Consider the following 24,485-nt stretch of genomic DNA (forward strand, 5'->3'; position numbering starts at 1 on the left):
CGGTGGCGCGTTCCCGTTGCACCGGCCTGTTTCCGATTTTCGGCGCGTTGCAGCCGCCGGTCAAGCAACGCGCCGGATCAGATCGGTGCCGATACGGCTTGTTGATGATCTGTCGCTCGCCGTCATGGCGACCGGCGCGTTCCTGTGTTTTGCTCGACGCCACCGGGAGAACAGCGCTACATGATCGCCGTCGTCATCCGTGAAAGGCAGGAGTCATCGTCATGGCCACACAACGTGTCGCACTGGTCACCGCGGGCGGCAGCGGCATGGGCGCAGCGGCCGCGCGCCGGCTTGCCGCTGATGGATTCCACGTCGCGATCCTGTCGTCGTCGGGCAAGGGCGAGGCGCTGACGGCCGAGCTCGGCGGCCTCGGCATCACCGGCTCCAACACGTCCAGCGACGATCTGAAACGCCTCGTCGACGGCGCGATGGACCGCTGGGGCCGCATCGATGTGCTCGTCAACAGCGCCGGCCACGGCCCGCGAGCGCCGATCCTGGAGCTGACCGACGAGCAGTGGCACACGGGCCTCGATACCTATCTGCTGAACGTCATCCGCCCGACACGACTGGTGACACCGATCATGCAGGCGCATAAGGGCGGCGCGATCATCAACATCTCGACCGCCTGGACCTTCGAACCGTCTTCGATGTTCCCGACCTCGGCGGTGTTCCGCGCCGGGCTCGCATCCTTCACCAAGATCTTCACCGACACCTACGCGGCCGACAACATCCGCATGAACAACGTGCTGCCGGGCTGGATCGACAGCCTGCCGGCGACGGAGGAGCGCCGTAAGACGGTGCCGATGGGCCGCTACGGCAAGTCCGAGGAGATCGCCGCGACCATCGCCTTCCTGGCCTCCGAGGGTGCCGCCTACATCACCGGCCAGAACATCCGCGTCGACGGCGGGCTGACGCGCAGCGTGTGAGGGGCCACCGCGCCGTCAGAACATCTCGAAATATTCGCGCTGCTCCCAGTCGGAGACCTCCTGCTGGAAGCGCTCGAGCTCGGCGTTCTTGATGAAGGTGTAGTAGTCGATGAAGGTCGAACCGAACGCCTCGCGGAAGAACGCGTCGTCCTTCAGCGCATCCACCGCCTCGCGCAACGATTTCGGCAGCAGGCTCGCCTTGGTCTCATAGGGCACATCCGCCGACGGTCCCGGATCGAGCTTGCGGTCGATGCCGTCGAGGCCGGCTGATATCTGCGAGGCCATGTAGAGATAGGGATTGGCGGCCGGCTCGCCGATGCGGTTCTCCAGCCGGGTGGCGCGATCGCCGGGGCCGCCGAGCACGCGGATCATGACGCCTCTGTTGTCGCGGCCCCAGATCGCGCGGTCCGGCGCCAGCGAATAGGCGCGGTAGCGCCGGTAGCCGTTGATCGTCGGCGTCGAAAACAGCGCGGAGGCGCGCGCATGCGCGAGCAGACCCGCCATGTAGTGGCGGCCGAGCGCGGACAGACCTTCGGCATCCTCCGTCATGAAGGCGTTGCTGCCGTCGCGCGCCACCAGCGACTGGTGCAGATGCCAGCCCGACGACATCACGTTGGGGATGCGCGGCCGGCACATGAAGGTGGCGTGATAGCCGTGGCGCTGGCAAATCTGCTTCACGGCACTGCGGAACAGCACCATCGTATCTGCAGGCGCCAGGCCGATCCCGGGCTGCAGCACGAATTCGCACTGGCTCGGCCCGTATTCGAGCTCGATCGAGCGCAACGGCAGGCCCAGCGCGACGAGGTTCGCACGGATGATCTCGAGCGCCGGCTCCATCTGATCGAAGCGCTGCTCGGTGAGATATTGATAGCCCTGGGTCAGCAGGCTGACCGTCGGCGGCACGCCGGGCTGACCGGGCGAGCCGGCATCACCGGGCGCGAGCCTGGGATCCTCGACCTTGAAGATGTGGCACTCGACCTCGAGGCCGGCCATGAACTGATAGCCACGCTGCTCGAGCGTCGCCAATACCGATCGATAGAGATTGCGCGTGGCGAACGGGACCGGCGCACCGTTGGCGAAGTACAGATCACACAGCACCCAGCCGGTGCCGGACGCCCAGGGCAGGACGCGGAACGTGGTCGGATCGGCGACCATCAGTGCATCGCTACCGCCCTGCATCTCGGCCATGCCGAAGCCGCCGCCGGCGGTGAACACCGGAAACACGGTGCGATGCGAGGTGTCCTTGGCGAGCAGGGTCGTCGTGATCGAGCAGCCATCCTCGAGCGAGGACAAAGCAGCATCGACAGTGAGTGTCTTGCCGCGCAGGATGCCATGCTGGTCCGGGAACGAGAAGCGGATGGTGGTGAGGCCGTGCTCCTCGGCGAGGCGGCGCATGCGCATTGCGGCCTCGGCCTGCTCGACGCTCCACAACTGATGCTTGTCGACGAAACTCAACGATGGCTCCTCGAATCGTAGGACGGGCAAAGGCGCGTTCGCGGCGCTGCCTCCGCTGTTGCGCCAGTGGACACTGCGAACGCGACGCGCCCACCGCCGCGACGGTGCGCGTGAATGGTGGGCGGGCCGTCGGACGGCACGCTGCGCCGTTCCGCCGGCCTTGCCCACCCTACGGCAGCTCGGAGCAAAGGAGCTACTCCGCCGCGCTCAGATGCGGGGCCCGCCGCACGATATCCGCGGGCACCGGCGGGGCCCAGGGGGCGTTGCGGCGGCGGCGGACGTCGACTTCCATCCAATAGGTCTCCCAGCCGCGCGTCGGACCGATGCCGTCCATCGTCGCCGGGCCCTGCACGCTGCGGGCCTCAGCGGCATCGAGGAACAGCATCGGCGGCTCGCCGCTCGCGACCTTCTCGATCTGCTCGCGCAGCAGCCGGCGATATTGGATGATCGCCTTGTCGGATTGGCCCAGATGCTCGCGGGTGCGGTCCTGGATCCGGCCCATCGACTCCACCGCCCACTGGTCGTGCACGTTGATGTCGTTGCCCATGCCGGTGTAGGTCGCGGTCGCCTGCTCCCGTGGATCGAAGCCGTAGTCGTTGCTCTTGTTCTTGCGCGAGCGATAGTCGGGCAGCTCATAGAGCTCGAGCCGCTGCGCCCGCATCTTCGCCCGGTCGACCGGCGCGCCATAGCTGGTGAAGATCGCGTACCAATAGCAGCTCTCGTCATCGACCGGCACGTGCCACTGCGTGATCGTCATCTCCGTGCTCATCGGAATCACGAAGGCATGCGGGAACAGCTGATTGGTGACGCGCACGTGGGTGCGTTCGGCATCGATCTCACGCAGCGCGATGATGCGCAGGCCGTATTCGGTCCCCTCGACATTGATGATCGGACGATCGTATTCGCGCAGCACCTTGGTCATCGGCAGCTCGCTGTCGGCGGAGGCGCCGCGGAACTGCTTGCCATAGGCGGTCGACGTATCCTCGTCCTCGAAGAAGCGGTGCAGGAACGAGGCATGCGCGGGGTCGATGCCGACCTCCAGCGCCTGCAGCCAGTTGCACTCGATCAGGCCCTTGAAGGCGAAGGTGTAGGCGTCTGGCGCGGTGAAGCAGTCGAGATCCGGGAACGCCGGGGCGGCGCCCTCGCCCAGCCAGGCCCAGAGGATGCCGCCCTTCTCGACCACGGGATAGGCGCGTTGCTTGACGTTCTTGCATAGCGGCGAGCCGGCCGGTTCGGCCGGCGTCTCCAGACAATTGCCGTCGGCGTCGAACAGCCAGCCATGGAAGGCGCAACGCAACCCGCCGTTCTCCAGCCGTCCGAAGGCGAGATCTGCGCCGCGATGCGGACAATCGCGATCAAGTAGTCCGTAGCGGCCCTGCGCATCCTTGAAGAGCACGAAGTCCTGGCCGAGCAGCTTCACCGCTCGCACTGGCCGCTCGCCCGCGAGCTCATCGACCAGCGCGGCCGGCTGCCAGTACATCCTCATTAGTTTACCGGCGGGCGCGCCGGGTCCGACGCGCGTGATCAGGTCGTTCTGCTCCTGGCTCATCATGATGGCCGTCTCTCCTGTTCCGTCGCAAGTCGGGCGTTGAGCGTCACGCGATCATCTAATAATGTTCGCTAGACGAACACATGTTCGCCCAGATTAGATTCGCTTTAAGTGGGGAGAAGCGCAAGTGAAAAAGCTACAACCGAAGCCAAGGGGCCAACGGACTGCAGCTTCACTGCGGCCGAAAACAACAACAGCGGATCATGTCAGGCCGATGCCGAAACTGAAGCGCACTGATGAGGAGAAGAAGCAGGCTCGGGGCGACGGTCCCGAGTTCGTGGAAGCGCTCGATCGCGGCCTGCGGGTGATACAAGCCTTCAGCCGCGAGGGCCGGCCGATGACGCTGAGCAAGGCCGCGGAACTCACCGGCCTCGCCCGCGCCACGGTGCGACGGATTCTGCTGACCCTGAAGGCCTCCGGCTTCGTCCATGGCGACGACCGGCTGTTCTCGCTGACGCCGCGCGTGCTGCTGCTGGCCTCCAGCTATCTCGCCTCCAACCAGATCAACAGCGTGATGCAGCCGTTGATGGACAACACGGCCGGCGAGGCGCGCGAGGTCTGCTCGCTCGCCGTCCTCGACGGCGAGTCGGTCGTCTTCATCGCGCGCGCTACCTCGACGCGGATGTTCTCGACCGGGCTCGAAATCGGCTATCGGCTGCCGGCGTTCTGCACGTCGGTCGGCCGCGTGTTGCTGAGCCGGATGCCGGACGATCAGTTGCGCCAGGCCGTCGAGCGCATGACGCTGACCGAGATGACGCCGCAGACGATCACCGACAAGGAAGCATTGCTCGCGTCGATCATCGCCGTCCGCGACGACGGTTACTCGCTCGTCGACGGTGAGGCGGAGCAGGGTTTCCGCTCGATTTCAGTGCCGATTCGCCGATATGACGGCGGCATCATCGCCGCCGCCAACATCGGCGGCCACGTCGATCGCATCGGCGTCGACGAGATGAAGGAGCGCTTCCTGCCGCTGCTGAAGAAGCTCGCGGCGACGGCGCAGCCTCTGCTCGTCTGATCGTCGAGGAGAGGCCTCGGCCGCTGGCGCGCTCGCTCTCGCTCGCGCATCAGGTCACGCCACCGCAACCTTCGCATCGAACTCGCGACCACGAGCGCCGCTGCTCCATCCGGCAGCGACATCGCCGGGAGGCATCGTCGCGCCGCTGATCGAGCACGTCGTCCCGCCCCTCGCTGCATCGCGGATCGGCGCACTCGCCGTTCTCGTGAGAGCCGGACTTCGCGCGACACTCGTTCCGATGTCATCACCGACAGCGCGGTGCTACCAACTTATCTCCGCAGCAGCACGAGAGAGCCGGCCATCGCCGGCCACGTGAAGTTACCGGCCGCGCGAACTAATCGTTGTGGTCGCAGGCCTTGCGACGCCGCGGCCCACGCCCATTACGTGATATTATCGTGACGCCCGACCCTGTTTGCCACGATTGATGGTCCGTCCAGGTATCATCGCGCTGCATGCGATGGTGGCATGATCCGGAGCGGAAGTAGTTCGATCTCCGATCTCACGCGCGAATTGCGGACGACGCCACCAGATTGCCGCGAATAGCGCCGCAATCACGAAAGCCGAAGGCGCCGCGGCCCAAGCAGCATCGCGAGCAACCCGATCACCGCGATCATCCGACCGGCCCCCCCCCCGCTGCCGCGAAGAGGCGCAGGAGGAGCCAGGACTCGGCTGGGGACGAGGTTGTCGGCCTGGGGCGGCGGGCGCGAGCCGCAGCACATCGTTGGACATCGGCCGCTTCTCGCGCGTAAATGGCATGCCGGGCGGACAACACCCGGACCTGCAGGTGAATGCCGTTTCCGGGGGGAAGACCCATGACTGATGCGCTGCCGCTCGTGCTGGTGCCTGGCCTGATCTCGTCGCCCCGCATCTATGCGCCGGTGATCCCGGCGCTGTGGCGGCTCGGGCCGGTGATGGTGGCCAACCACATCCGCGATGACAGCATGGCCGCGATCGCGCGCCGCATCCTGGCCGAGGCGCCGCCGCGCTTCGCGCTCGCGGGACATTCGATGGGCGGCTACATCGCGCTCGAGATCATGCGCCAAGCGCCGGAACGCGTGGGTCGGCTGGCGCTGATCAACACCCAGGCGCGGCCCGACACGCCGGAGGCGAGCGCCCGCCGCCGCACCATGATCACCCGCGCCAAGGAGGGCGACTATCACGGCGTGGTCGACGAGCTGTTCTCAGGCTTCGTGCATCCGTCGCGCCAGGATGATCCGCGGCTGCGCCAGCTCGTGCACGACATGGCCGAGGAGGTCGGCGTCATCGGCTTCATCCGGCAGCTGACGGCCATTATGTCGCGTCCGGACTCGCGGCCGACCTTGACCGCGATCCGCTGCCCGACCCTGGTGCTCACCGGCGACACCGACAACACCATCCCGAACAGCCTGTCGAAGGAGATGGCCGACGGCATCGACGGCAGCTGGCTCGTCGTGCTGGAGAATTGCGGCCACCTGCCGCAACCCGAGCAGCCGGAGGAAACGGCGCAGGCGCTGATGGAGTGGTTGAGGGGGTGAGATGGCCATCACAGTACATTGCTGGCGTTGTGGCATCGAGGTGCCCATGCTCGATGAGAAGGAGTGGGTGGAGATCGAGCCTCTCCTGAGGAAACGGATCGACGACATCAAAGACTACCGGCGGTTGAATGAATGTACTCTCGGGCAAGCCGCCGCTGCGGTCGATAGCAAAGCGGGCGTGCTGCAGCGCTACCGTGAACTGACCGGCTTTGACGAGACGAATGCCCTTGCGATCTGGCACCATCGACGAAGTGATTTCGGTCCGGCGTGCACGTCGTGTGGAAAGCCGTTGAGAACACCCCGCGCGAAATTCTGCGCCGCCTGCGGGACGCCGGTTTCATAGCATCACCCCACGCCAACTTCGTCATTCCGGGGCATTCGCGCAGCGAATGAGCCCGGAATCCATACTCACAGGTCTTGGTGGTGGAGCGAGAGGGCCGTGTACAGAGGCACTGCGAATTTCAGCAACAGAACGTGGTTATGGATTCCGGGCTCGCGCTTCGCGCGCCCCGGAATGACGATGGAGGGAGCATCCGGATCTACGGAGTATCGCCCGGACTAGAGTGCCGTCGGACGTGTCGGCCCGGGCAAGTCAATGAGCGGCTAATACGCAGCGTGAGGCAATCTCACGCCCGCCCCTTCCCCACCCGCAGCCCATCCACGAACACATCCAACAGCCGCAGCACGCTCTGCTGCCAGCCGGTCTGGTCGTGCATGTAGCACATGCCGATCAGCGCGCGCAGGACGTCGTCGGCGCTGATGTCGCTGCGGATCTCGCCGGCCGCGACGGCACGCGCCAGCAGCGCGCCGATCGAGCGGGTGAGGTGGCCGTGCGAATAGGCCGCGAGCTCAGAGTTCGCGTTCATGACGATCGCGAGCGCGGCCATCATGCCCTTCTTGGTGGCGACGAACTGCACCGTCGAGCGCAGCCAGCGGCGGAGCGCCTCGACCGCCGACTGCTCGCTCTTCAGCTCTTCCGCAAGCTCGGCGAGTTGCTCGACCTCGCGCCGGTACACCGCTTCGAACAGATCCTCGCGGGTGGGGAAATGGCGATACAGCGTGCCGATGCCGACGCCGGCCTGGCGCGCCACCGCCTCCAGGCTGGCCTCGGCGCCGCCGACGCTGAACACCGCCTTGGCCGCCTCGAGCACGCGCTCGCGATTGCGCTGCGCATCGGCGCGCGGCTTGCGATGGCGGTCTTGTGGTTTCGTCTCCATCTCACCAGCTCTTGATGACGGACCGTTCATGTCCCCTTGCTAAACGGAGGAACCCTCCGTATAAATAGACCTGCCACCCGGGACAGCCAACCTTCCTCAGCTGTCGTCCCGCGGTCGCTGGATCTGGACGGACATTCGCCCGTAAGGCGGTGCCCGCTGCGATCCGATTAGGCCATCGCTTCGATCGGAACAACGCATGAATTGGACTGTCAGACTCACCGTCAACGGTGAGCCGCGAACGCTTGCGCTCGACGACCCCAGGGTCACCCTGCTCGACCTGCTGCGCGAGCGCCTCCACCTCACCGGCGCCAAGAAGGGCTGCGACCGCGGCCAGTGCGGCGCCTGCACCGTCCTGGTCGACGGCCGCCGCATCAACTCCTGCCTGACGCTGGCCGTCAGCCTCGACGGCGCGGCGATCACCACCATCGAAGGACTCGCTCAAGGCGACCAGTTCCATCCGGTGCAGGTAGCTTTCATCGCCCACGATGCCCTGCAATGCGGCTTCTGCACGCCCGGCCAGATCATGAGCGCGGTCGGGCTCATCAACGAAGGTCACGCCGGCGGCGATCCGGAGCGCGTGCGCGAAGGCATGAGCGGCAATCTGTGCCGCTGCAGCGCCTATGTCGGCATCGTCGAGGCGGTGCTCGACGCCCAGGCGACGCTCGCCGAGGACAAGGAGCGCGCGGCATGAACCGGTTCGACTATGTGAAGCCGTCGACGGTCGCGGAGGCGGTCGCAGCGGCCAGCGCGCCCGGTGCGGCCTATCTCGCTTCGGGCACCAACCTGCTCGATCTGATGAAGGGCAATGTCATCAGGCCGGCGCGGCTCGTCGACATCTCGCAGATCAAGGAGCTGACGCGGATCGAGACTTCAGGCAATGGCGACGTCCGGATCGGCGCGCTGGTGCGCAATGCGGACCTCGCGCATGACGCGGCCTTCGCGCGCGATTTCCCGGCGGTCGCCGAAGCGCTGCTGTCGGGCGCCTCGGCACAGTTGCGCAATGCGGCCACCGTCGGCGGCAATCTGCTGCAGCGGACACGCTGCGCGTATTTCTATGATCCGGCCTCGGCCTGCAACAAACGCACGCCCGGCGCGGGCTGCGACGCGCGCGGGGGCGACACCCATCAGCACGCCGTGCTCGGCTGGAGCGAGGCCTGCATCGCCACCAACCCCTCAGACTTCTGCGTGCCGCTCGCCGCGCTCGATGCGATCGTCGAGATCGAAGGCGGCTCCGGCCGGCGCGAGGTCGCGCTGGAGGCGCTGCATCTGCTCCCCGGCACCACGCCGGAGCGCGAGACCGTGCTCGCGCCGGGCGAGATGATCGTCGCGGTCCGGCTGCCCGCGGCGGCGCGGGCGTTCGCAAGGCACGCGCGCTATCTGAAGGTGCGCGAGCGCAATTCCTATGCGTTCGCCGTCGTCTCCGCCGCGGCCGGTCTCGTGATCGAGAACGGCGCAATCAAGCACGCACGTCTGGCGCTCGGCGGCGTCGCTGCCAAGCCGTGGCGCGCCCACCAGGCCGAAGCACTGCTCGCAGGCCAGCCGGCTACGCCGCACACATTCCAGCAGGCTGCCGACATCGCGCTGCGCGATGCAAAGCCATCCGGCGACAACGCCCACAAGATCCCTCTCGCGCGCAGCCTGATCATGCGCGCGCTTGCCGCCGCTGCGCAAGGCACGCCGTCGCGCGTGCCGGCGCTGCCGGCCTCTCCCTTCTCCGCCGTTCCAGGAGCACTTCATGACGCCTGAGCTCAATCTCTCCCGCGATCCCGCCCATGTCAGACACGGCTCCAACATCGGCCAGCCGCTGTCGCGCGTCGATGGCCGTGCCAAGGTCACCGGCACGGCGCGCTATGCCGCCGACAACAATCCGCCCGGCCTGCTCTATGCCGTGCTCGCCGTCTCCAGCATCGCGCGCGGCCGCGTCGTCGCGCTCGACGTCGAAGCCGCCAAGGCGCATCCCGGCGTGGTCGAGGTGATGACCTCCGCCAACCGGCCGCCGCTGCACGCCGATCCCGACGGCAAGCCGAACCCGTTCGCATTCCGCTTCGAGGCGCTGCAGAACGACCGTGTGCGCTACGCCAACCAGCCGATCGCGCTGGTCATTGCCGAAAGCCTGGAAGCCGCGACCGAGGGCGCCGCGCTGCTGTCGCCGCGCTACGAGGCCGAGCCGGCCCGCATCGGTCTCGATGCCGCCGACGCCTATGTGCCGCCTGTCGTCGGCATGGGTTTTCCCGCCGAGAGCCATCACGGCGATGTCGAGGCCGCGCTGGCGGGCAGCGACAAGCAGATCACCGCGATCTACGAGACCCCGCCGCATTATCACAACGCAATGGAGCCGCACGCGATCGTCGCCGAGTGGCAGGGCGACAGGCTCATCATCGACACGCCGACCCAGGGCCTGGTGATGATGCGCGGCCGCCTTGCCGAGCTGTTCGGCATCGCGCCTGAGAACATCCTGATCCGCAGCCCCTATCTCGGCGGCGGCTTCGGCGGCAAGGGCCTGATGGCCGGGCCGCAGGTCCTCGGCATTCTCGCCGCCAGGATGGTCGGCCGCCCGGTGAAGCTGGTGGCGCGGCGCGAGCAGCTCTACGGCCCGTTCGGCCATCGCTCGCCGACCCGGCAGACGCTGCAGCTCGGCGCCAGCAGCACCGGACAATTGTCGGCGATCCGTCACCACGCGAGGATCGCAACCTCCAGCTTCGAGGACTTCTACGAAGCGGCGGCGCATGTGACGCACACGCTCTATGCCGCGCCGGCCATCGCGACGACCTATGACGCGGTACGCATGGACACGGGCACGCCGCTGTTCGTGCGCGCCCCCGGAATCGCGCCGGGATCGATCGCGCTGGAGAGCGCCGTCGACGAAATGGCGGAAGCCTGCGGCCTCGATCCGCTCGCCTTCCGGGTCAAGAACTACGCCGAGGTCGAGCCGGCCACGGGCAAACCGTTCTCATCCAAGGCGCTGCGCGAGTGCTACACGCAAGGCGCCGAGCGGTTCGGCTGGTGGGAGCGGCCGCTGAAGCCGCGGATGATGCGCGACAAGGACGGCTTCCTGGTCGGCTGGGGCATGGGCACGGCGACGTTCCATGCGCTGATGTTCGCGGGCCAGGCCCGCGCGGTGATCCGGCGCGACGGCACCGGCGTCGTCGAGAGCGGCGCGCACGACATGGGCCAGGGCGCCTGGACCGCCTTCGCACAGATTGCGGCAGACTCGCTCGCGCTCGAACTCGACCGGGTGACGTTCAAGGCCGGCACCTCCGACCTGCCGGATGCCGGCATCGCCGGCGGCTCGGCACATACGGCGACGGTCGGCACTGCGATCCACAATGCGGGCGCCGCCGTCATCGCCAGGCTCGCCGAGCTCGCGACATCAGACCAGCGCTCGCCGCTGTTCGGCGCCGGCAACGCCGGCGTGATCGCGCGCAACGGTCGGCTGCTTCGGCGCGACGACGAGGGCCGCGGCGAGAGCTACGCCGACATCCTCGCCCGCGCCGGCCTCGACCAGGTCGAGGGCTCCGGCAGCGGCATGCCGGACCCTGCGGCCAACGAGCAATATGCGATGCATTCACATGGCGCTGTCTTTGCGGAGGTGAAGGTCGATCCCGATCTCGGCCAGGTCAGGGTGACCCGCATGGTCGGCGCATTCGCGGCGGGGCGGATCATCAATCCGAAGCTGGTAAAGAGCCAGCTCGTCGGCGGCATGATCTGGGGCATCTCGCTGGCGCTGCACGAGGAGGCGGTCACCGATCGCCGCACCGGGCGGATCATGAATGCCAATCTCGGCGAGTATCATGTGCCGGTGAATGCCGACGTTCCGGCGATCGAGGCCTTCACGGTCGAGGAGCACGATCCGTTCGTCAACCCGCTCGGCGTCAAGGGCGTCGGCGAGATCGGCATCACCGGCTCTGCCGGGGCGGTCGCCAACGCGGTGGCGCACGCGACCGGCATTCGGATCAGGCGCTTTCCGGTGCGGATCAGCGATCTGGTCTCGCGCCAATGACATTGGCGCGTTGACGAAGCCCGTTCGAAGCAATGCCTCCGTTCTCCTGACCGAGAGCGGAGGCAAGCTACCTCGCTCCGTCTAGGCCGCCTGCCGTGCGAAGGTCCGCCTGAACCATGCCAGGAACGCCTCGCGATTTTGGCCGGGGTCGAACTCGACATGCAGCGCGTCCTTTTCACGGGCGCGAACCCGATACGGCACGCTTCCGTCGAAGCCGCTGAATTCCATGACGCCGCGATCGCCGATGCCCGGCTCGGGGTCGAACCGGAACCAGGCGCCGCCTTCGGAAATGTCCACCAGATCGGCCTTCACCGTGCCCCTGCGATCGTCGACGACCTTGATCGACAGGCTCGACTTCAACCGCGGCGACTGACGGCGATCGGCTTCGGCGGTCGCCGTCCGGACGGCCTTCACCAGCGTGGCACGGAGCGAGGTCAGGCCCGTTGCCACGGAGCCGATGGCGTTGCGCACCTCGGCGGCCCGATCATTGACTATGCCGGCGTCCCTGCCGACATTGCCGATCTTGGACGACACGTCGCGCGCCGCGCTGGCCGATGACTGGACCGAGCGGCTGATCTCCTGGGTCGCCGCGTGCTGCTCCTCCATCGCCGCGGCGATCGAGGCTGCGACCTCGTCGATCTCGGAAATCTGGCTGCCGATGCCTTCGACGACGTCGACGGTCGCCTGCGTGGTGGTCTGCACCTCGCCGATCAGGCGTGAGATCTCCTCGGTCGATTTGGCGGTCTGATCCGACAGCGACTTGACCTCGGCCGCAACCACGGCAAAGCCGCGGCCGGCATCGCCGGCGCGCGCGGCCTCGATGGTGGCATTGAGCGCCAAGAGGTTGGTCTGCTCGGCAATGCCGCCGATCAGGTTGGAGACCTCGGCGATCTTGTCCACGGCCGTGGACAAGGAGAGCATCGTGTTCTTCGCCTTCTCGCGCTCGGTCACCGCCGATTTGGTGATCGTGCTGGCGCGCGCCACCTGGCTCGAGATCTCGCGGATCGCCGAGCTCAGTTGCTCGGCTGCCGACGAGACCGTCTGGGCATTGGAGAGCGACTTCTCCGAGGCTGCGGCCACCGATTGCGCATCGGTCGACAGTTCCTCGGCCAGTTTCGAGAGGCCTGCGGCGACGGCCTCGACCTGGCGCGATGCGCCGGCCGCAGCTTCGACGGACGTCTCGGTCTCGCGCTCGATCACGTCGGCCATGTCGAGCATGGCGCGCTTCTTATGCTCCTCGGCGGCCGCACGATCGCGCTCCTGCCTGTCGCGCAAGCTCGCGTTCTCGAGCGCGTTGGTCTTGAAGATGCTCAGCGCGCCCGCCATCGCGCCGATCTCATCGCCGCGTTCCGAATAGGAAATGTCGGCCGACAGATCGCCCTCGGCGATCCGCCGCATCAGCCCGGTCATGCGCGACAGCGGACGGACGACGCCGATCACCAGCCCCGACATGCCGGCGACGACCAGAGCCAGAACGATGCCGGACACGGTCCACACAATGATGGAGATGCTGCGATCCTGGGTCGCCGCCGTCGCCTCCATGTCCGAATTCAGCTTGTTCGCCTTGTCGACCAGCGTATCGATCACCGCGCGGTGGGCGGCGTAGGCTTCGGCCAGCCGGGCATAGGCGGCATCGGCCTTCGCCATGTCGCCGGAGCGCAGCGCCGGGATCAACTCGGCCTCCAGGGCCTGCCAGAATTTCCGGACCTCGCCGTCCGATCGTTCGACCAGCAGCGATTTCAGATCGGACTGCAGCGCCGAGCCGGTCCAGAACGTCTTGCGATCCTCATAGTCCTTCTTCAGTTGCGCCAGCTTATTGGCGTGCGTGTCGAGATCGTTCGGCGTCCGGAGTGCGAGGGTCGCCTCGAGATAGGCCTCGAGCACATATTCAGGCGGCGGCAGGATGTCGGCCACCAGATCATTGCCGAGCTTGATCTTGTCGTAGAGGGGCCCGCCGACCTTGAGCTCGCGCAGCGCATAGGCGCTGGTCAGCACGACCGCACCGAAGCCGAGTGCGAGCACAAGGCCAAAAGCCGCAATGAACGTGGAAATGGAGAGACGCATCTTCATGTCGGCGGCACATTCGCTGGAGGGTGGACTGCACCCGCCGTCGCCCCGCCGGAGCCCTCTCCGCTCGCTTGCATGGAGCTGGTCCGTCCGGAACGACCGGCATCGAGTCGTTAATTTGATCAGCGTGCACAACCTTTTCTCAGGGAAGGTAAATTTCCGCCCCCGTAGAAATGCGGTCCAACCCGCTTCGGCAGAGGATGCAGGCGCTCCTCCCACTATGACCTGGCGCAAGGCGGCGGGAGGCGGATCTGCGAACATTTACGGATCGTCGCTTCAGGAGCCACCATGTCGAAACCCATCCCGGACAAGGCCGAGATCGCGCTCGAATATCCCGACAAGTTCTATGCCGGCACGTTCGAGCATTCCTCGCGGTTCGAAGCCCATCTCGAATCATCCGGCCTGGCATTGACCCTGGAGCGGCCCGGCCCAGAGGACGTCCGCAAGTCGATCCATATGCATCTGAACTTCGGACTGCTCGCCGCGATTCTGCACGAGCTCGCCGCCGGCATCGCTTCGATGCCCAAGGACGACATCGTTCATCGCGAGCAGCTGCGCGACGCAGTCGCGGCTCTGCATCGAGCTCTTAACGCGCCTTAACCGGTTGTGCCGCGGCGGCACAAAGGAGTCCGGCGTTAACTCCCGGTTCAGCCTTCGTTAGTGCATTGCTAACTACGCTAGAACCTTTGCCCGGAGAAGGTCGGGTTGGAGGCCGGTGTGCTGCGGGAGTGACAGCATTTTATTCAAAAGCGATCTATCTCCGATCCATCGACGGCGCGCGATGCGCGAGCCTTGTTAGTTGAGTATCGGAGACCCGCCATGAAGAAGATCCTGTTCGCAACCGTTGCCGTCGCCGCGCTGGCTTCGGCCCAGTCCGCTGTCGCCGCCGATCTCGGCGCCCGGACCTATCCCTACGCCACCAAGGCGCCGCCGGCTTACGCCGCCCCGATCTACAACTGGACCGGCTTCTATCTCGGCGCCCATCTCGGCGGCGCGTTCTCCAGCGACAACAACTTCTCCGGCCTCGCCACCGGCAACAACTCCAACGGCCGCTTCCTGGGCGGCTTGCAGGTCGGCGCCGACTGGCAGTTCGCACCGACCTGGGTGATCGGCGCCGAGGGCCAGTACAGCTGGCTGAGCGGCAGCGTCGGCGCCGCCTTCCCCGGCGGCCTCGTCTACACCAACAGCCAGCGCGGCCTCGGCTCGATCACCGGCCGCTTCGGCTATACCTGGGGTCCGGGCCTGCTCTACGTGAAGGGCGGCTACGCCTATTCCGACAACAACGAGAAGGTGACGTTCGCCGGCACGCCGGTCGGCTTCGCGACCAATGGCGACCATCGCAACGGCTGGACCGTCGGCGGCGGACTCGAATACATGTTCGCGCCGAACTGGTCGGCCAAGGCCGAGTATCAGTACTACAATTTCGGCAGCGCTACCTTCACGGCGCCCGCCGCGCTGGTGCCGACCGGCAGCTTCACCACCGACGACCACACCTTCAAGGCTGGCGTGAACTACCGCTTCAACTGGGGCGCTCCGCTCGCGGCCCGCTACTGATCCGCAGGCGTCAAATAACAACAAACGACGGGAAGGCCGGCAGCGATGCCGGCCTTTTCTGTCATAGCTTATCGAAAGCGCGGCCCAACAATCCCTTCCGTCCCGTTAAATGCCGCACGGTGAAATGCGAAAATGCGAGAAAACTCAGCACTGCCCGAGTAGTTTCCCGGATTTGTTAACCGCCCGCCGCGATACTGCCTGCAAGCAACAGCTCCAAGTAGTGCATATCGGGGGACACCAGAGATGGCGATTCGGTTCAGCTTCAGCAGGGTGCTCGGAGTCCTGCGACCCAGATGGGGCGTCCGCGGCAGCCTGTTCGCAGCCTTCGCAGTGATCGCGGGCATGGCGATCGCGATCAGCGTCGCTGCGGGACTGATGCTGCGACACGTCGGCGGCACCATGGTCGAACTCTCGGGCCGCGAGATTCCGCGCCTGACCTCGAGCCTGCAGCTGCTGGCGCAGAGCTCCGGCCTGGCCAGCCTCGGCCCGGCGCTGCTGCAGTCCCAGAGCGAGGACGCGCTCAACGAGCGCCTGAAGAAGATGCAGGAGATCCAGAAGACCACGCAGGAGCGCCTGAGCGAGATCAGCACGCTCGGCGCCGCGAAGAGCGTGGTGGCTCCGCTCGCCGAGACCATCAAGAACATCAACGAGGCCAATCAGAGCCTGGTGTCCGCCGCACGCGAGCGTCTCGAAGTCGCGGCCCTGCACAACAAGCAGTATGACGCGTTGCGCAAGGCGCAGGCGGACTTCACTGCCGCCGCCAACGAGCCGATGCTGGATGCCCAGACGCAGCTCAACGCCGTGCTCGGCGCGGCCGAGGTGTCGGCGGACGACGCGACGGCGGCCGCACGGTTCGTCGAGCAGCTCGGCAACGTGATCGCGTCCGGCAACCTGCTGGTGGCGCAGATGGCCGCCGCGCTATCGGCCAACGACAGCGACACGCTGGAGACGATCGAGCGGCAGTTCAAGGAGGCGCTGGCGCAGCTCAAATCCAATCTCGAATTGCTGCCGACCGGCCGCAGCACCAAGGCAATCCACGATGCCGCGCTGAAGCTCGCCGCACTCGGCGAGGGCAAGGCCCGCGTGTTCAAGACGCGCGAGAAGGAGCTCGACGCCAACGATTACGGGCAGACCGTGCTGGAGGAGACGCGCAAGCTCAATGTCGGTCTCGACATCAGCGTGCAGCAGCTCGTCGAAGGCGTGCGCAAGTCGACCGAAAGCACCACCGGCACGGCGGGCCGTGACATCGAGTTGGCAACGCTCGGCATGGCCGGTGCCGGCGCAGCCACGCTGCTCGGCTCGGTGCTGTTCGTCTGGCTCTATGTCGGCGGCAACATCCTGCGCCGGATCAAGCGGCTGCAGCAGGCGATGCAGACGCTGTCGAGCGGCGATCTCGACACCGAGATTGCGGCCTCGAAGCAGCGCGACGAGATCGGCGCGATGGTCGACACCCTGCAGGTGTTCCGCGAGAACATGGTCCGTGCCCGCACCCTGGCCGCCGAGCAGGACCGCGAGAATGCCGCCAAGGCCGAGCGCGCCGCGCGCATGGAGGCCCAGATCGCCACGTTCGAGGCGACGGTGCGCAGCGCCCTCGGCACGCTGCAGAACTCCGCCACGGCCATGCAGGCGACCGCGCAGAGCATGTCACAGACCGCCGACCAGTCCAACTCGCTGGTCAATGCGGTCGCGGCGGCTGCCGAGGAGACCTCGGTCAACGTCCAGACCGTGTCGGCCGGCACCGAGCAATTGTCGTCGTCGATCGCGGAGATCAGCCGCCAGGTCGTGACCTCGGCCCAGATCGCCAAGAAGGCGGTCGAGGAAGCCGGCGCCACCGACTCGACGATGCAGGGACTCGCCGACAACGCGAGCCGCGTCAGCGTCGTCGTCGACCTGATCCAGGCGATCGCCTCGCAGACCAACCTGCTCGCGCTCAACGCCACCATCGAGGCGGCGCGCGCCGGCGAGGCCGGCCGCGGCTTCGCGGTGGTCGCGCAGGAGGTGAAGAGCCTGGCGAGCCAGACCGCCAAGGCCACCGACGAGATCCGCACCCAGATCGCAGGCATGCAGCAGGTCGCCTCGTCGGCGGTGTCGGCGATCCGCAACATCGGCGAGACCATCGCCGAGATCGACAACGTCACCACCGCGATTGCCGCCGCCGTGGAGCAGCAGGGCACCGCGACGCACGAGATCGCCCGCAACATCCAGCAGGCGGCCTCCGGCACCACCGAGGTCTCCAACAACATCACAGGCGTCTCCAGCGCCTCGGCCCAGGCCGGCACCTCCGCCAACGAGGTGCTCAGTGCCTCCGAAGCGCTGCGGCGCGAGGCCGACACCCTGCGCGCCGAGGTCGATGCGTTCCTGACCAACATCCGAGCGGCGTAGTTGCTACTCGCCGGTCATTCCGGGTTCGAGGCCTGCGGCCTCGCCCCGGAATGACGGGGGCGTGGCGAAGCAGAAGGCGTCGAGGCAGGTCATGCTGGCGCGACCCGAAGCACCTTCCGTACCCCGGAATGCCAAGCAGCCATGTGTTTTTCGGCTGGCGCTCGTCCGCGGCGGCCGTTAATCGATGAGGCATGACCAAGACCGACACCGCCACCTCCTCCGCCGAAGCCCTGCGCTATCCCTGGGAGCAGCATCCCGGTGAGGATCAGGTCGTCGAGGTCGCGCCCGGCGTGCTGTGGCTGCGCCTGAAGCTGCCGTTCCGCCTCAACCATGTGAACATCTATCTGCTCGCCGATGGCGATGGCTGGGTCGCGGTGGACTCCGGCTTCGGCAACGAGGAGTCGATCGCCGCCTGGACGCGGCTGCTCGATGGCCCGCTCAAACACGTCAAGATCAGCCGGCTGATCGTGACGCATTCGCATCCCGACCATGTCGGGCTCGCCGGCTGGATCGTCGAGCGCTTCAACTGCCCGCTGGTGATGTCGCAGGTCGAGTACCTGCAGTCGGTCTATCACCAGAACCGCGGCACCGAGGAGCGCCGCAATGCCCAGCGGCTGTTCTTCCGCCGCCACGGCATGGACGAGACCCTGACCGACAAGCTGCTCGGCCGCGGCCAGGAATATCTGCAGCGCGTCTCGGTGTTGCCGGCCTCCTACCGCCGCATCTCCCATGGCGACGAAATCCAGATTGGCAGCCGACGTTTCAAGGTCATCACCGGCGGCGGGCACGCACTCGACCAGGTCATGCTGTACTGCGCCGCCGACAAGCTGTTCCTGTCCGCCGACCAGGTGCTGAGCAAGATCTCGCCCAATGTCAGCGTCTGGGCGGTCGAGCCCGACCAGAACTCGCTCGGCGAATATCTGGCGTCGCTGGCGAGCCTCACCACCACCCTGCCTTATGACGTGCTGGTGCTGCCAGGCCATGGCGTGCCGTTCTACGGGCTGAAGACGCGCATCAAGCAGCTCGCCGACCACCACGAGGAGCGCTGCCGGATGATCGCCGACGCCTGCCGCGACGAGCCGAAGACCTCGGCGCAGCTCGTGCCGGTCGTGTTCCACAAGCACGTGCTCGACCCGCACCAGATGGGCTTCGCCGCCGGCGAGCTGATCGCCCATGTCAACTACATGCTGGTCGAGGGCCGCCTGACCAGCCAGACCATCGACGGCGTGCTGCATTATCGCACCACCTGAGGCTGCGGGGCCGCGACGCCGCCGCGTCGCCGCAATCCCGGCGCCGTTCGGCCGAGATCACTCCCCCCTTGGACAAATCGCCCAATTCCTGCCTTGGGATTCCGGCTCGACAGCCGCTCTGGAAACGCTCTAAGAAGACCTCACGCCACGCATGCCGCGAGGTTTTCGCTTCAGGTGCTGCACTGCAGCGCGCCAGTTCGGGTTTCGTGATGGACTACAGCCAGTACTTCAGTGCCGCCCTCGGTCGCCTGCATGATGAGCGTCGCTACCGAGTCTTCGCCGATCTCGAACGCATCGCCGGCCGGTTCCCGCACGCGACCTGGCACTCGCCGAGTGGACCGCGCAATGTCGTGATCTGGTGCTCCAACGACTATCTCGGCATGGGCCAGCACCCGAAGGTGGTCGGCGCGATGGTCGAGACCGCAACCCGCGTCGGCACCGGCGCCGGCGGCACCCGCAACATCGCCGGAACCCATCATCCCCTGGTGCAGCTCGAGGCCGAGCTCGCCGACCTCCACGGCAAGGAAGCGGCGCTGCTGTTCACCTCCGGCTACGTGTCGAACCAGACCGGCATCGCCACGCTCGCCAAGCTGATTCCCGACTGCCTGATCCTGTCGGACGCGCTGAACCACAATTCGATGATCGAGGGCGTGCGCCAGTCCGGCTGCGAGCGCCAGATCTGGCGCCACAACGATCTCGCCCATCTCGAACAGCTCCTGATCGCCGCCGGTCCTAACAGGCCGAAGCTGATCGCCTGCGAGAGCCTGTATTCGATGGACGGCGACGTGGCGCCGCTGGCTGCGATCTGCGATCTCGCCGAGCGCTACAATGCGATGACCTATGTCGACGAGGTGCACGCGGTCGGCATGTACGGCCCGCGCGGCGGCGGCATCGCCGAGCGTGATGGCGTCATGCACCGCATCGACATCCTCGAAGGCACGCTGGCGAAGGCGTTCGGCTGCCTCGGCGGCTATATCGCCGCGAAGGGCGAGATCATCGACGCGGTTCGCTCGTACGCGCCGGGCTTCATCTTCACGACCGCGCTGCCGCCGCCGATCTGCTCGGCCGCCACGGCTGCGATCAAGCACCTGAAATCGTCGAGCTGGGAGCGCGAGCGCCACCAGGACCGCGCCGCACGGGTGAAGGCGGTCCTCAACGCCGCCGGCCTGCCGGTGATGACCAACGACACCCACATCGTGCCGCTGTTCGTCGGCGATCCCGAGAAGTGCAAGCAGGCCTCCGATCTCCTGCTGGAAGAGCACGGCATCTACATCCAGCCGATCAACTACCCGACGGTCGCCAAGGGCACCGAGCGCCTGCGCATCACGCCCTCGCCCTACCACGACGACGGCCTGATCGACCGCCTGGCGGAAGCCCTGCTGCAGGTCTGGGAACGGCTCGGACTCGCGCTGCACAAGAAGCCGCTGGCGGCGGAGTAGTTCCCTCTCTCCGTCATTCCGGGGCGTGCGAAGCACGAGCCCGGAATCCATCGGGCAGCACAGCATGAGGCGACATGGATTCCGGGCTCGCCCTGCGGGCGCCCCGGAATGACGGCGGAAAACGTGGTGGCCCGTTTGCCCCGCGTGCCGCCGAGCTGACCGAGCAACACCCTATCCGTCATTCCGGGGCGTGCGAAGCACGAGCCCGGAATCCATCGGGCAGCACGGCATGAGGCGACATGGATTCCGGGCCCGCCCTGCGGGCGCCCCGGAATGACGGCGGAAAACGTGGTGGCCCGTTTGCCCCGCTTGCCGCCCAGCTGACCGAGCAACACCCTCTCCGTCATTCCGGGGCGTGCGAAGCACGAGCCCGGAATCCATCGGGCAGCACGGCATCAGGCGGCATGGATTCCGGGCTCGCCCTGCGGGCGCTCCGGAATGACGGCGGAGACTGCGGGGTCTCTCGCGCTAACGATGACTCCAGCTCCGCGCTCTCTCGGCAAGATCGCTATCGCCCTGCCTCCAGCAACGGGCTAGATTTCCCGGACAACGGGATCAGCCCGGAGCCTTCGAGGAAGACGTCGGAGACGCGTAGGAGATGCTGCACGACTGGGGCGTGATCCTGGCCGCGTTCGGCTATATCGGGTTCCTGTTCCTGGTCGCCAGCCGCGGCAACCGGGCCGGCGAACGGCGGCCGGCAGAGAGCCGCGGTCGGCTGGCCGGGCTGATCTACCCGTTGTCGCTGGCGATCTACTGCACGTCCTGGACCTTCTTCGGCTCGGTCGGCTTCGCCTCCCGCACCAGCGTCGACTTCCTCGCGATCTATCTCGGGCCGATCCTGATGGTCGGCGCCTGCACGCCGCTGCTGCGCCGGGTGATCCGGCTCGCCAAGTCGCAGAACATCACCTCCGTTGCCGACCTGATCGGCGCCCGCTACGGCAAGAGCCAGGCGGTGGCGGCCACCGTGGCGCTGATCGCGATCATCGGCTCGGTGCCCTACATCGCGCTGCAGCTCAAGGCCGTCGCCTCGTCGCTGCAGACCATCCTGATCGACGACCGCGCCTTCGCCCACATCCCCTTCGTCGGCGACATGGCGCTGATGGTCACCTTGGCGATGGCTGTCTTCGCGGTGCTGTTCGGCACGCGGCAGACCGACGCCACCGAGCACCAGCACGGCCTGATGCTGGCGGTCGCGACCGAGTCGATCATCAAGCTGGTCGCCTTCATCGCCGCCGGCGCCTTCGTCACCTTCTGGATGTTCTCGCCGGTCGAGCTGATCGAGCGGGCCATGAAATCGCCGGAGGCCGAGCGCGCGCTGGAATATGTGCCGGGCATCGGCAATTTCCTCACCATGACCCTGCTGTCGTTCTGCGCCGCGATGCTGCTGCCGCGCCAGTTCCATGTCAGCGTGGTCGAGAACGCCGACGATGCCGAGGTGTCGCGTGCGCGCTGGCTGTTTCCGCTCTATCTGATCGCGATCAATCTGTTCGTGATCCCGATCGCTCTCGCCGGCCTCATCACCTTCCCGTTCGGCGCCGTCGACAGCGACATGTACGTGCTGGCGCTGCCGATCGAGGCCAATTCGCAATGGCTGTCGATCCTGGTCTTCGTCGGCGGCCTGTCGGCGGCGACCGCGATGGTGATCGTCGAATGCGTGGCGCTGTCGATCATGGTGTGCAACGACATCGTCGTGCCCCTGGTGCTGCAGCGCCAGGAGCAGCGCGAGATCGGCCGCGACTTCGCCGGCTTCCTGCTCGGCACCCGCCGCATCGCGATCTTCGCCATCATGGTGATGGCCTATTTCTACTACCGCGCGCTCGGCAACACCCAGCTCGCCGCGATCGGCCTGCTGTCGTTCGCCGCCATCGCGCAGCTCGCGCCGAGCTTCTTCGGCGGCCTGTTCTGGCGGCGCGCGACCGCGCGCGGCGCGATGGGCGGCATGCTGGTCGGCTTCGCCGTCTGGCTCTACACGCTGTTCATCCCGAGCTTCCTCGACACCTCCACCGCCGGCATCCTGTTCCTGCAGCACGGTCCGTTCGGCTTCGAGCCGCTGCGGCCGCAGGCGCTGCTCGGCACCGATTTGCCGCCGCTGCTGCACGGCGTGCTGTGGAGCCTGTCGCTCAATCTCTTGACCTACGTCGTGCTGTCGCTGGCGCGGCAGCCGTCGTCGATCGAGCTGTTGCAGGCCGACATCTTCGTGCCGGCCGAGCTGACGCCGAGTGCGCCGAGCTTCCGGCGCTGGCGCTCGACCGTGACGGTGCAGGACATCCAGAGCACGGTCGGCCAATATCTCGGTCCCGACCGCGCCCGCGCCTCGTTCGAGGCGTTCGCCGCCCAGCGCAACCTCCCGCTCGATCCGGCCGCGCCGGCCGATTTCGAGCTGCTGCGCCATGCCGAGCACCTGATCGCCTCCTCGATCGGCGCGGCGTCGTCGCGCCTCGTGATGTCGCTGCTCCTGCGCAAGCGCACGGTGTCCGCCAAGGCCGCGCTCAAGCTGCTCGACGATTCCCATGCCGCGCTGCATTTCAACCGCGAGATCCTGCAGACCGCGCTGAACCATGTGCGCCAGGGCATCGCGGTGTTCGACGCCGACCTGCAACTGATCTGCTCCAACGGCCAGTTCGTCGACCTGCTCGGGCTGCCGCCGGATCTGGTGCAGATCGGCAGTCCGTTGAAGGAGATCCTCGAATTCATGGGCACGATCGGCGCGCCCACCTATGAGGACGGCGAGGCGCTGCTGGCGCGGCGGCTCGCCGCCTACACCACCGAAGGCGAGCCCTATCTGGAACGCCTCGCCGACCGCCACATGGTGATCGAGGTCCGCACCAACCGCATGCCGGATGGCGGCCTCGTCATCACCTTCACCGACGTCACGCCCTCGTTCGAAGCCGCCGAGGCACTGGAGCGCGCCAATGCGACGCTGGAGAAGCGCGTCCGCGACCGCACCGAGGAGCTGACGCGGCTGAATTCGGAGCTGGCGCTGGCCAAGAGCGCCGCCGAGGACGCCAACATCTCCAAGACGCGCTTCCTTGCGGCGGCCAGCCACGACATCCTGCAGCCGCTGAACGCGGCGCGGCTCTACGTGACGAGCCTCGTCGAGCGGCAGACGGCCGGCGAGGATTCGCGCCTGGTCGAGAACATCGACGACTCGCTCGAGGCGATCGAGGAGATTCTCGGCGCGCTGCTCGACATCTCCCGGCTCGATGCCGGCGCGATGACGCCGCAGGTCTCGAGCTTCAAGATGGCCGACCTGATGCGCTCGCTGGAGATCGAGTTCGCGCCCGCCGCGCGCGCCAAGGGTCTGGAGCTGGTGTTCGTGCCGTCGTCGCTGCCGGTCGAGTCCGACCGTCTGCTGTTGCGCCGGCTGCTGCAGAACTTCATCTCCAACGCCATCAAGTACACCCCCAAGGGCCGCGTGCTGGTCGGCTGCCGCCGCCACGGCCAGTCGCTGCAGATCGGCGTCTACGACACCGGCGTCGGCATCCCCCCGGTCAAGCGCGGCGAGATCTTCAAGGAATTCCACCGCCTCGAGCAGGGCGCGCGGATCGCGCGCGGCCTCGGCCTGGGGCTGTCGATCGTCGAGCGCATCGCGCGCGTGCTGAACCACGGCATTGCGCTGGACTCGCGGCCCGGCCGCGGCTCGGTGTTCTCAGTGACGGTGCCGATCGCCAAGGCGATCAACCACACCGCCGCCGTCACCACCGCGACCCCGCTGGCGACGACGCCGATTGCGGGCGCCCTGATCGTCTGCATCGAGAACGATCCGGCGATCCTCGACGGCATGAAGACCCTGCTGACGGCGTGGGACGCCGAGGTGATCGCCGTCCCTGATCCGGAGTCCGCGATGGAGGCGATCGCGGCGCGCTACGGCGCCGTCACCGGCCTGCTCGTCGACTACCATCTCGACCGCGGCAACGGCATCGCCGCCATCCGCGACATCCGCCGCCGCTTCAACGAGGCGCTGCCCGCGATCCTGATCACCGCCGACCGCAGCCCCCACGTCCGCGCTGCCGCCCGCGACGACAACATCGCCGTGCTCAACAAGCCGCTGAAGCCGGCGTCGCTGCGGGCGTTGTTGGGACAGTGGCGGATTCAGCAGATGGTGGCGGCGGAGTAA

17 protein-coding genes are annotated in these 24,485 nt (G+C 67.0%); 13 read left to right on the plus strand and 4 right to left on the minus strand.

Going from position 1 to position 24,485, the window contains the following annotated elements:
- The first annotated feature begins 221 nt into the window (after positions 1–221).
- Positions 222–926 (plus strand): SDR family oxidoreductase, encoded by a 705-nt coding sequence (locus QX041_RS12905; protein ID WP_316165565.1) that lies wholly within the window; start codon positions 222–224, stop codon positions 924–926.
- Positions 927–941: 15 nt separating this feature from the next.
- On the opposite strand, the gene QX041_RS12910 is transcribed toward QX041_RS12905, so the two are convergent.
- Together QX041_RS12910 and QX041_RS12915 are read right to left on the minus strand one after the other, a co-directional pair.
- A complete protein-coding gene (locus tag QX041_RS12910; RefSeq protein ID WP_316165566.1) occupies positions 942–2,381 on the minus strand; it encodes a glutamine synthetase family protein in 1,440 nt (479 codons plus the stop codon).
- A gap of 193 nt (positions 2,382–2,574) precedes the next feature.
- On the minus strand, positions 2,575–3,933 hold the full coding sequence (locus QX041_RS12915; protein ID WP_316165567.1) for an aromatic ring-hydroxylating dioxygenase subunit alpha: 1,359 nt from the start codon (positions 3,931–3,933) through the stop codon (positions 2,575–2,577).
- Between the two features lie 211 nt (positions 3,934–4,144).
- Between QX041_RS12915 and QX041_RS12920 the strand changes: the two genes are divergently transcribed.
- From QX041_RS12920 to QX041_RS12930, 3 genes are all read left to right on the plus strand, one after another.
- Positions 4,145–4,945 carry an IclR family transcriptional regulator C-terminal domain-containing protein gene (locus QX041_RS12920; RefSeq protein ID WP_315717886.1) on the plus strand — a complete coding sequence of 267 codons (801 nt, stop codon included), beginning with the start codon at positions 4,145–4,147 and terminating at the stop codon, positions 4,943–4,945.
- Positions 4,946–5,757: 812 nt separating this feature from the next.
- Positions 5,758–6,459, plus strand: coding sequence for an alpha/beta hydrolase (locus QX041_RS12925; RefSeq protein ID WP_315751328.1), 702 nt, complete (start codon positions 5,758–5,760; stop codon positions 6,457–6,459).
- Between the two features lie 46 nt (positions 6,460–6,505).
- Positions 6,506–6,802, plus strand: a complete 297-nt coding sequence (locus tag QX041_RS12930; protein ID WP_315827999.1) for a zinc-ribbon domain-containing protein — start codon at positions 6,506–6,508, stop codon at positions 6,800–6,802.
- Positions 6,803–7,085: 283 nt separating this feature from the next.
- Here QX041_RS12930 and QX041_RS12935 read toward each other — a convergent pair whose 3' ends face one another.
- Positions 7,086–7,676: a TetR/AcrR family transcriptional regulator gene (locus QX041_RS12935; RefSeq protein WP_315751324.1), complete on the minus strand. Its 591-nt coding sequence runs from the start codon at positions 7,674–7,676 to the stop codon at positions 7,086–7,088.
- Between the two features lie 196 nt (positions 7,677–7,872).
- On the opposite strand from QX041_RS12935, the gene QX041_RS12940 reads away from it, so the two are divergent.
- The 3 genes from QX041_RS12940 to QX041_RS12950 are packed head-to-tail and all read left to right on the plus strand — an operon-like array spanning position 7,873 to position 11,676.
- Positions 7,873–8,367: a (2Fe-2S)-binding protein gene (locus tag QX041_RS12940; RefSeq protein WP_316165568.1), complete on the plus strand. Its 495-nt coding sequence runs from the start codon at positions 7,873–7,875 to the stop codon at positions 8,365–8,367.
- Positions 8,364–9,422: a xanthine dehydrogenase family protein subunit M gene (locus QX041_RS12945; protein ID WP_316165569.1), complete on the plus strand. Its 1,059-nt coding sequence runs from the start codon at positions 8,364–8,366 to the stop codon at positions 9,420–9,422. The genes QX041_RS12940 and QX041_RS12945 overlap by 4 nt, the downstream gene beginning before the upstream one ends.
- Positions 9,412–11,676, plus strand: coding sequence for a xanthine dehydrogenase family protein molybdopterin-binding subunit (locus QX041_RS12950; RefSeq protein ID WP_316165570.1), 2,265 nt, complete (start codon positions 9,412–9,414; stop codon positions 11,674–11,676). Before QX041_RS12945 ends, QX041_RS12950 begins: the two co-directional genes overlap by 11 nt.
- Before the next feature lie 81 nt (positions 11,677–11,757).
- Here QX041_RS12950 and QX041_RS12955 read toward each other — a convergent pair whose 3' ends face one another.
- Positions 11,758–13,746 carry a methyl-accepting chemotaxis protein gene (locus tag QX041_RS12955; RefSeq protein WP_316165571.1) on the minus strand — a complete coding sequence of 663 codons (1,989 nt, stop codon included), beginning with the start codon at positions 13,744–13,746 and terminating at the stop codon, positions 11,758–11,760.
- Between the two features lie 285 nt (positions 13,747–14,031).
- Here QX041_RS12955 and QX041_RS12960 point away from each other — a divergent pair, with 285 nt between their 5' ends.
- The 6 genes from QX041_RS12960 to QX041_RS12985 all read left to right on the plus strand — a co-directional run bounded on the left by QX041_RS12960 (position 14,032) and on the right by QX041_RS12985 (position 24,485).
- Positions 14,032–14,343: a hypothetical protein gene (locus QX041_RS12960; protein WP_315717894.1), complete on the plus strand. Its 312-nt coding sequence runs from the start codon at positions 14,032–14,034 to the stop codon at positions 14,341–14,343.
- 219 nt (positions 14,344–14,562) lie between these two features.
- On the plus strand, positions 14,563–15,297 hold the full coding sequence (locus tag QX041_RS12965; protein WP_315717895.1) for a porin family protein: 735 nt from the start codon (positions 14,563–14,565) through the stop codon (positions 15,295–15,297).
- 243 nt (positions 15,298–15,540) lie between these two features.
- The gene (locus QX041_RS12970; protein WP_316165572.1) at positions 15,541–17,679 is read left to right on the plus strand and encodes a methyl-accepting chemotaxis protein; all 2,139 of its coding nucleotides are present in this window, start codon (positions 15,541–15,543) and stop codon (positions 17,677–17,679) included.
- 191 nt (positions 17,680–17,870) lie between these two features.
- Entirely contained in the window at positions 17,871–18,929 is a 1,059-nt protein-coding gene (locus tag QX041_RS12975) for an MBL fold metallo-hydrolase (RefSeq protein ID WP_316165573.1), read from the plus strand.
- A gap of 209 nt (positions 18,930–19,138) precedes the next feature.
- Positions 19,139–20,368, plus strand: coding sequence for a 5-aminolevulinate synthase (gene hemA / locus QX041_RS12980; RefSeq protein WP_315717898.1), 1,230 nt, complete (start codon positions 19,139–19,141; stop codon positions 20,366–20,368).
- 598 nt (positions 20,369–20,966) lie between these two features.
- The gene (locus QX041_RS12985) at positions 20,967–24,485 is read left to right on the plus strand and encodes a PAS domain-containing hybrid sensor histidine kinase/response regulator (RefSeq protein WP_315827994.1); all 3,519 of its coding nucleotides are present in this window, start codon (positions 20,967–20,969) and stop codon (positions 24,483–24,485) included.

The sequence above is a fragment of the Bradyrhizobium sp. SZCCHNRI2009 genome, assembly GCF_032485115.1.
GTDB lineage: Bacteria > Pseudomonadota > Alphaproteobacteria > Rhizobiales > Xanthobacteraceae > Bradyrhizobium.

What these genes read in the sequence shown, in the direction of transcription:
- QX041_RS12975 (WP_316165573.1), top strand. Translation starts at nt 17,871, where the DNA reads ATGACCAAGACCGACACCGCCACCTCCTCCGCCGAAGCCCTGCGCTAT.
- QX041_RS12950 (WP_316165570.1), top strand. Translation starts at nt 9,412, where the DNA reads ATGACGCCTGAGCTCAATCTCTCCCGCGATCCCGCCCATGTCAGACAC.
- QX041_RS12935 (WP_315751324.1), bottom strand. Translation starts at nt 7,676, where the DNA reads ATGGAGACGAAACCACAAGACCGCCATCGCAAGCCGCGCGCCGATGCG.
- QX041_RS12930 (WP_315827999.1), top strand. Translation starts at nt 6,506, where the DNA reads ATGCTCGATGAGAAGGAGTGGGTGGAGATCGAGCCTCTCCTGAGGAAA.
- QX041_RS12965 (WP_315717895.1), top strand. Translation starts at nt 14,563, where the DNA reads ATGAAGAAGATCCTGTTCGCAACCGTTGCCGTCGCCGCGCTGGCTTCG.
- QX041_RS12920 (WP_315717886.1), top strand. Translation starts at nt 4,145, where the DNA reads ATGCCGAAACTGAAGCGCACTGATGAGGAGAAGAAGCAGGCTCGGGGC.
- QX041_RS12905 (WP_316165565.1), top strand. Translation starts at nt 222, where the DNA reads ATGGCCACACAACGTGTCGCACTGGTCACCGCGGGCGGCAGCGGCATG.
- QX041_RS12945 (WP_316165569.1), top strand. Translation starts at nt 8,364, where the DNA reads ATGAACCGGTTCGACTATGTGAAGCCGTCGACGGTCGCGGAGGCGGTC.
- QX041_RS12960 (WP_315717894.1), top strand. Translation starts at nt 14,032, where the DNA reads ATGTCGAAACCCATCCCGGACAAGGCCGAGATCGCGCTCGAATATCCC.
- hemA (WP_315717898.1), top strand. Translation starts at nt 19,139, where the DNA reads ATGGACTACAGCCAGTACTTCAGTGCCGCCCTCGGTCGCCTGCATGAT.
- QX041_RS12925 (WP_315751328.1), top strand. Translation starts at nt 5,758, where the DNA reads ATGACTGATGCGCTGCCGCTCGTGCTGGTGCCTGGCCTGATCTCGTCG.
- QX041_RS12955 (WP_316165571.1), bottom strand. Translation starts at nt 13,746, where the DNA reads ATGAAGATGCGTCTCTCCATTTCCACGTTCATTGCGGCTTTTGGCCTT.
- QX041_RS12985 (WP_315827994.1), top strand. Translation starts at nt 20,967, where the DNA reads ATGCTGCACGACTGGGGCGTGATCCTGGCCGCGTTCGGCTATATCGGG.
- QX041_RS12970 (WP_316165572.1), top strand. Translation starts at nt 15,541, where the DNA reads ATGGCGATTCGGTTCAGCTTCAGCAGGGTGCTCGGAGTCCTGCGACCC.
- QX041_RS12915 (WP_316165567.1), bottom strand. Translation starts at nt 3,933, where the DNA reads ATGATGAGCCAGGAGCAGAACGACCTGATCACGCGCGTCGGACCCGGC.
- QX041_RS12940 (WP_316165568.1), top strand. Translation starts at nt 7,873, where the DNA reads ATGAATTGGACTGTCAGACTCACCGTCAACGGTGAGCCGCGAACGCTT.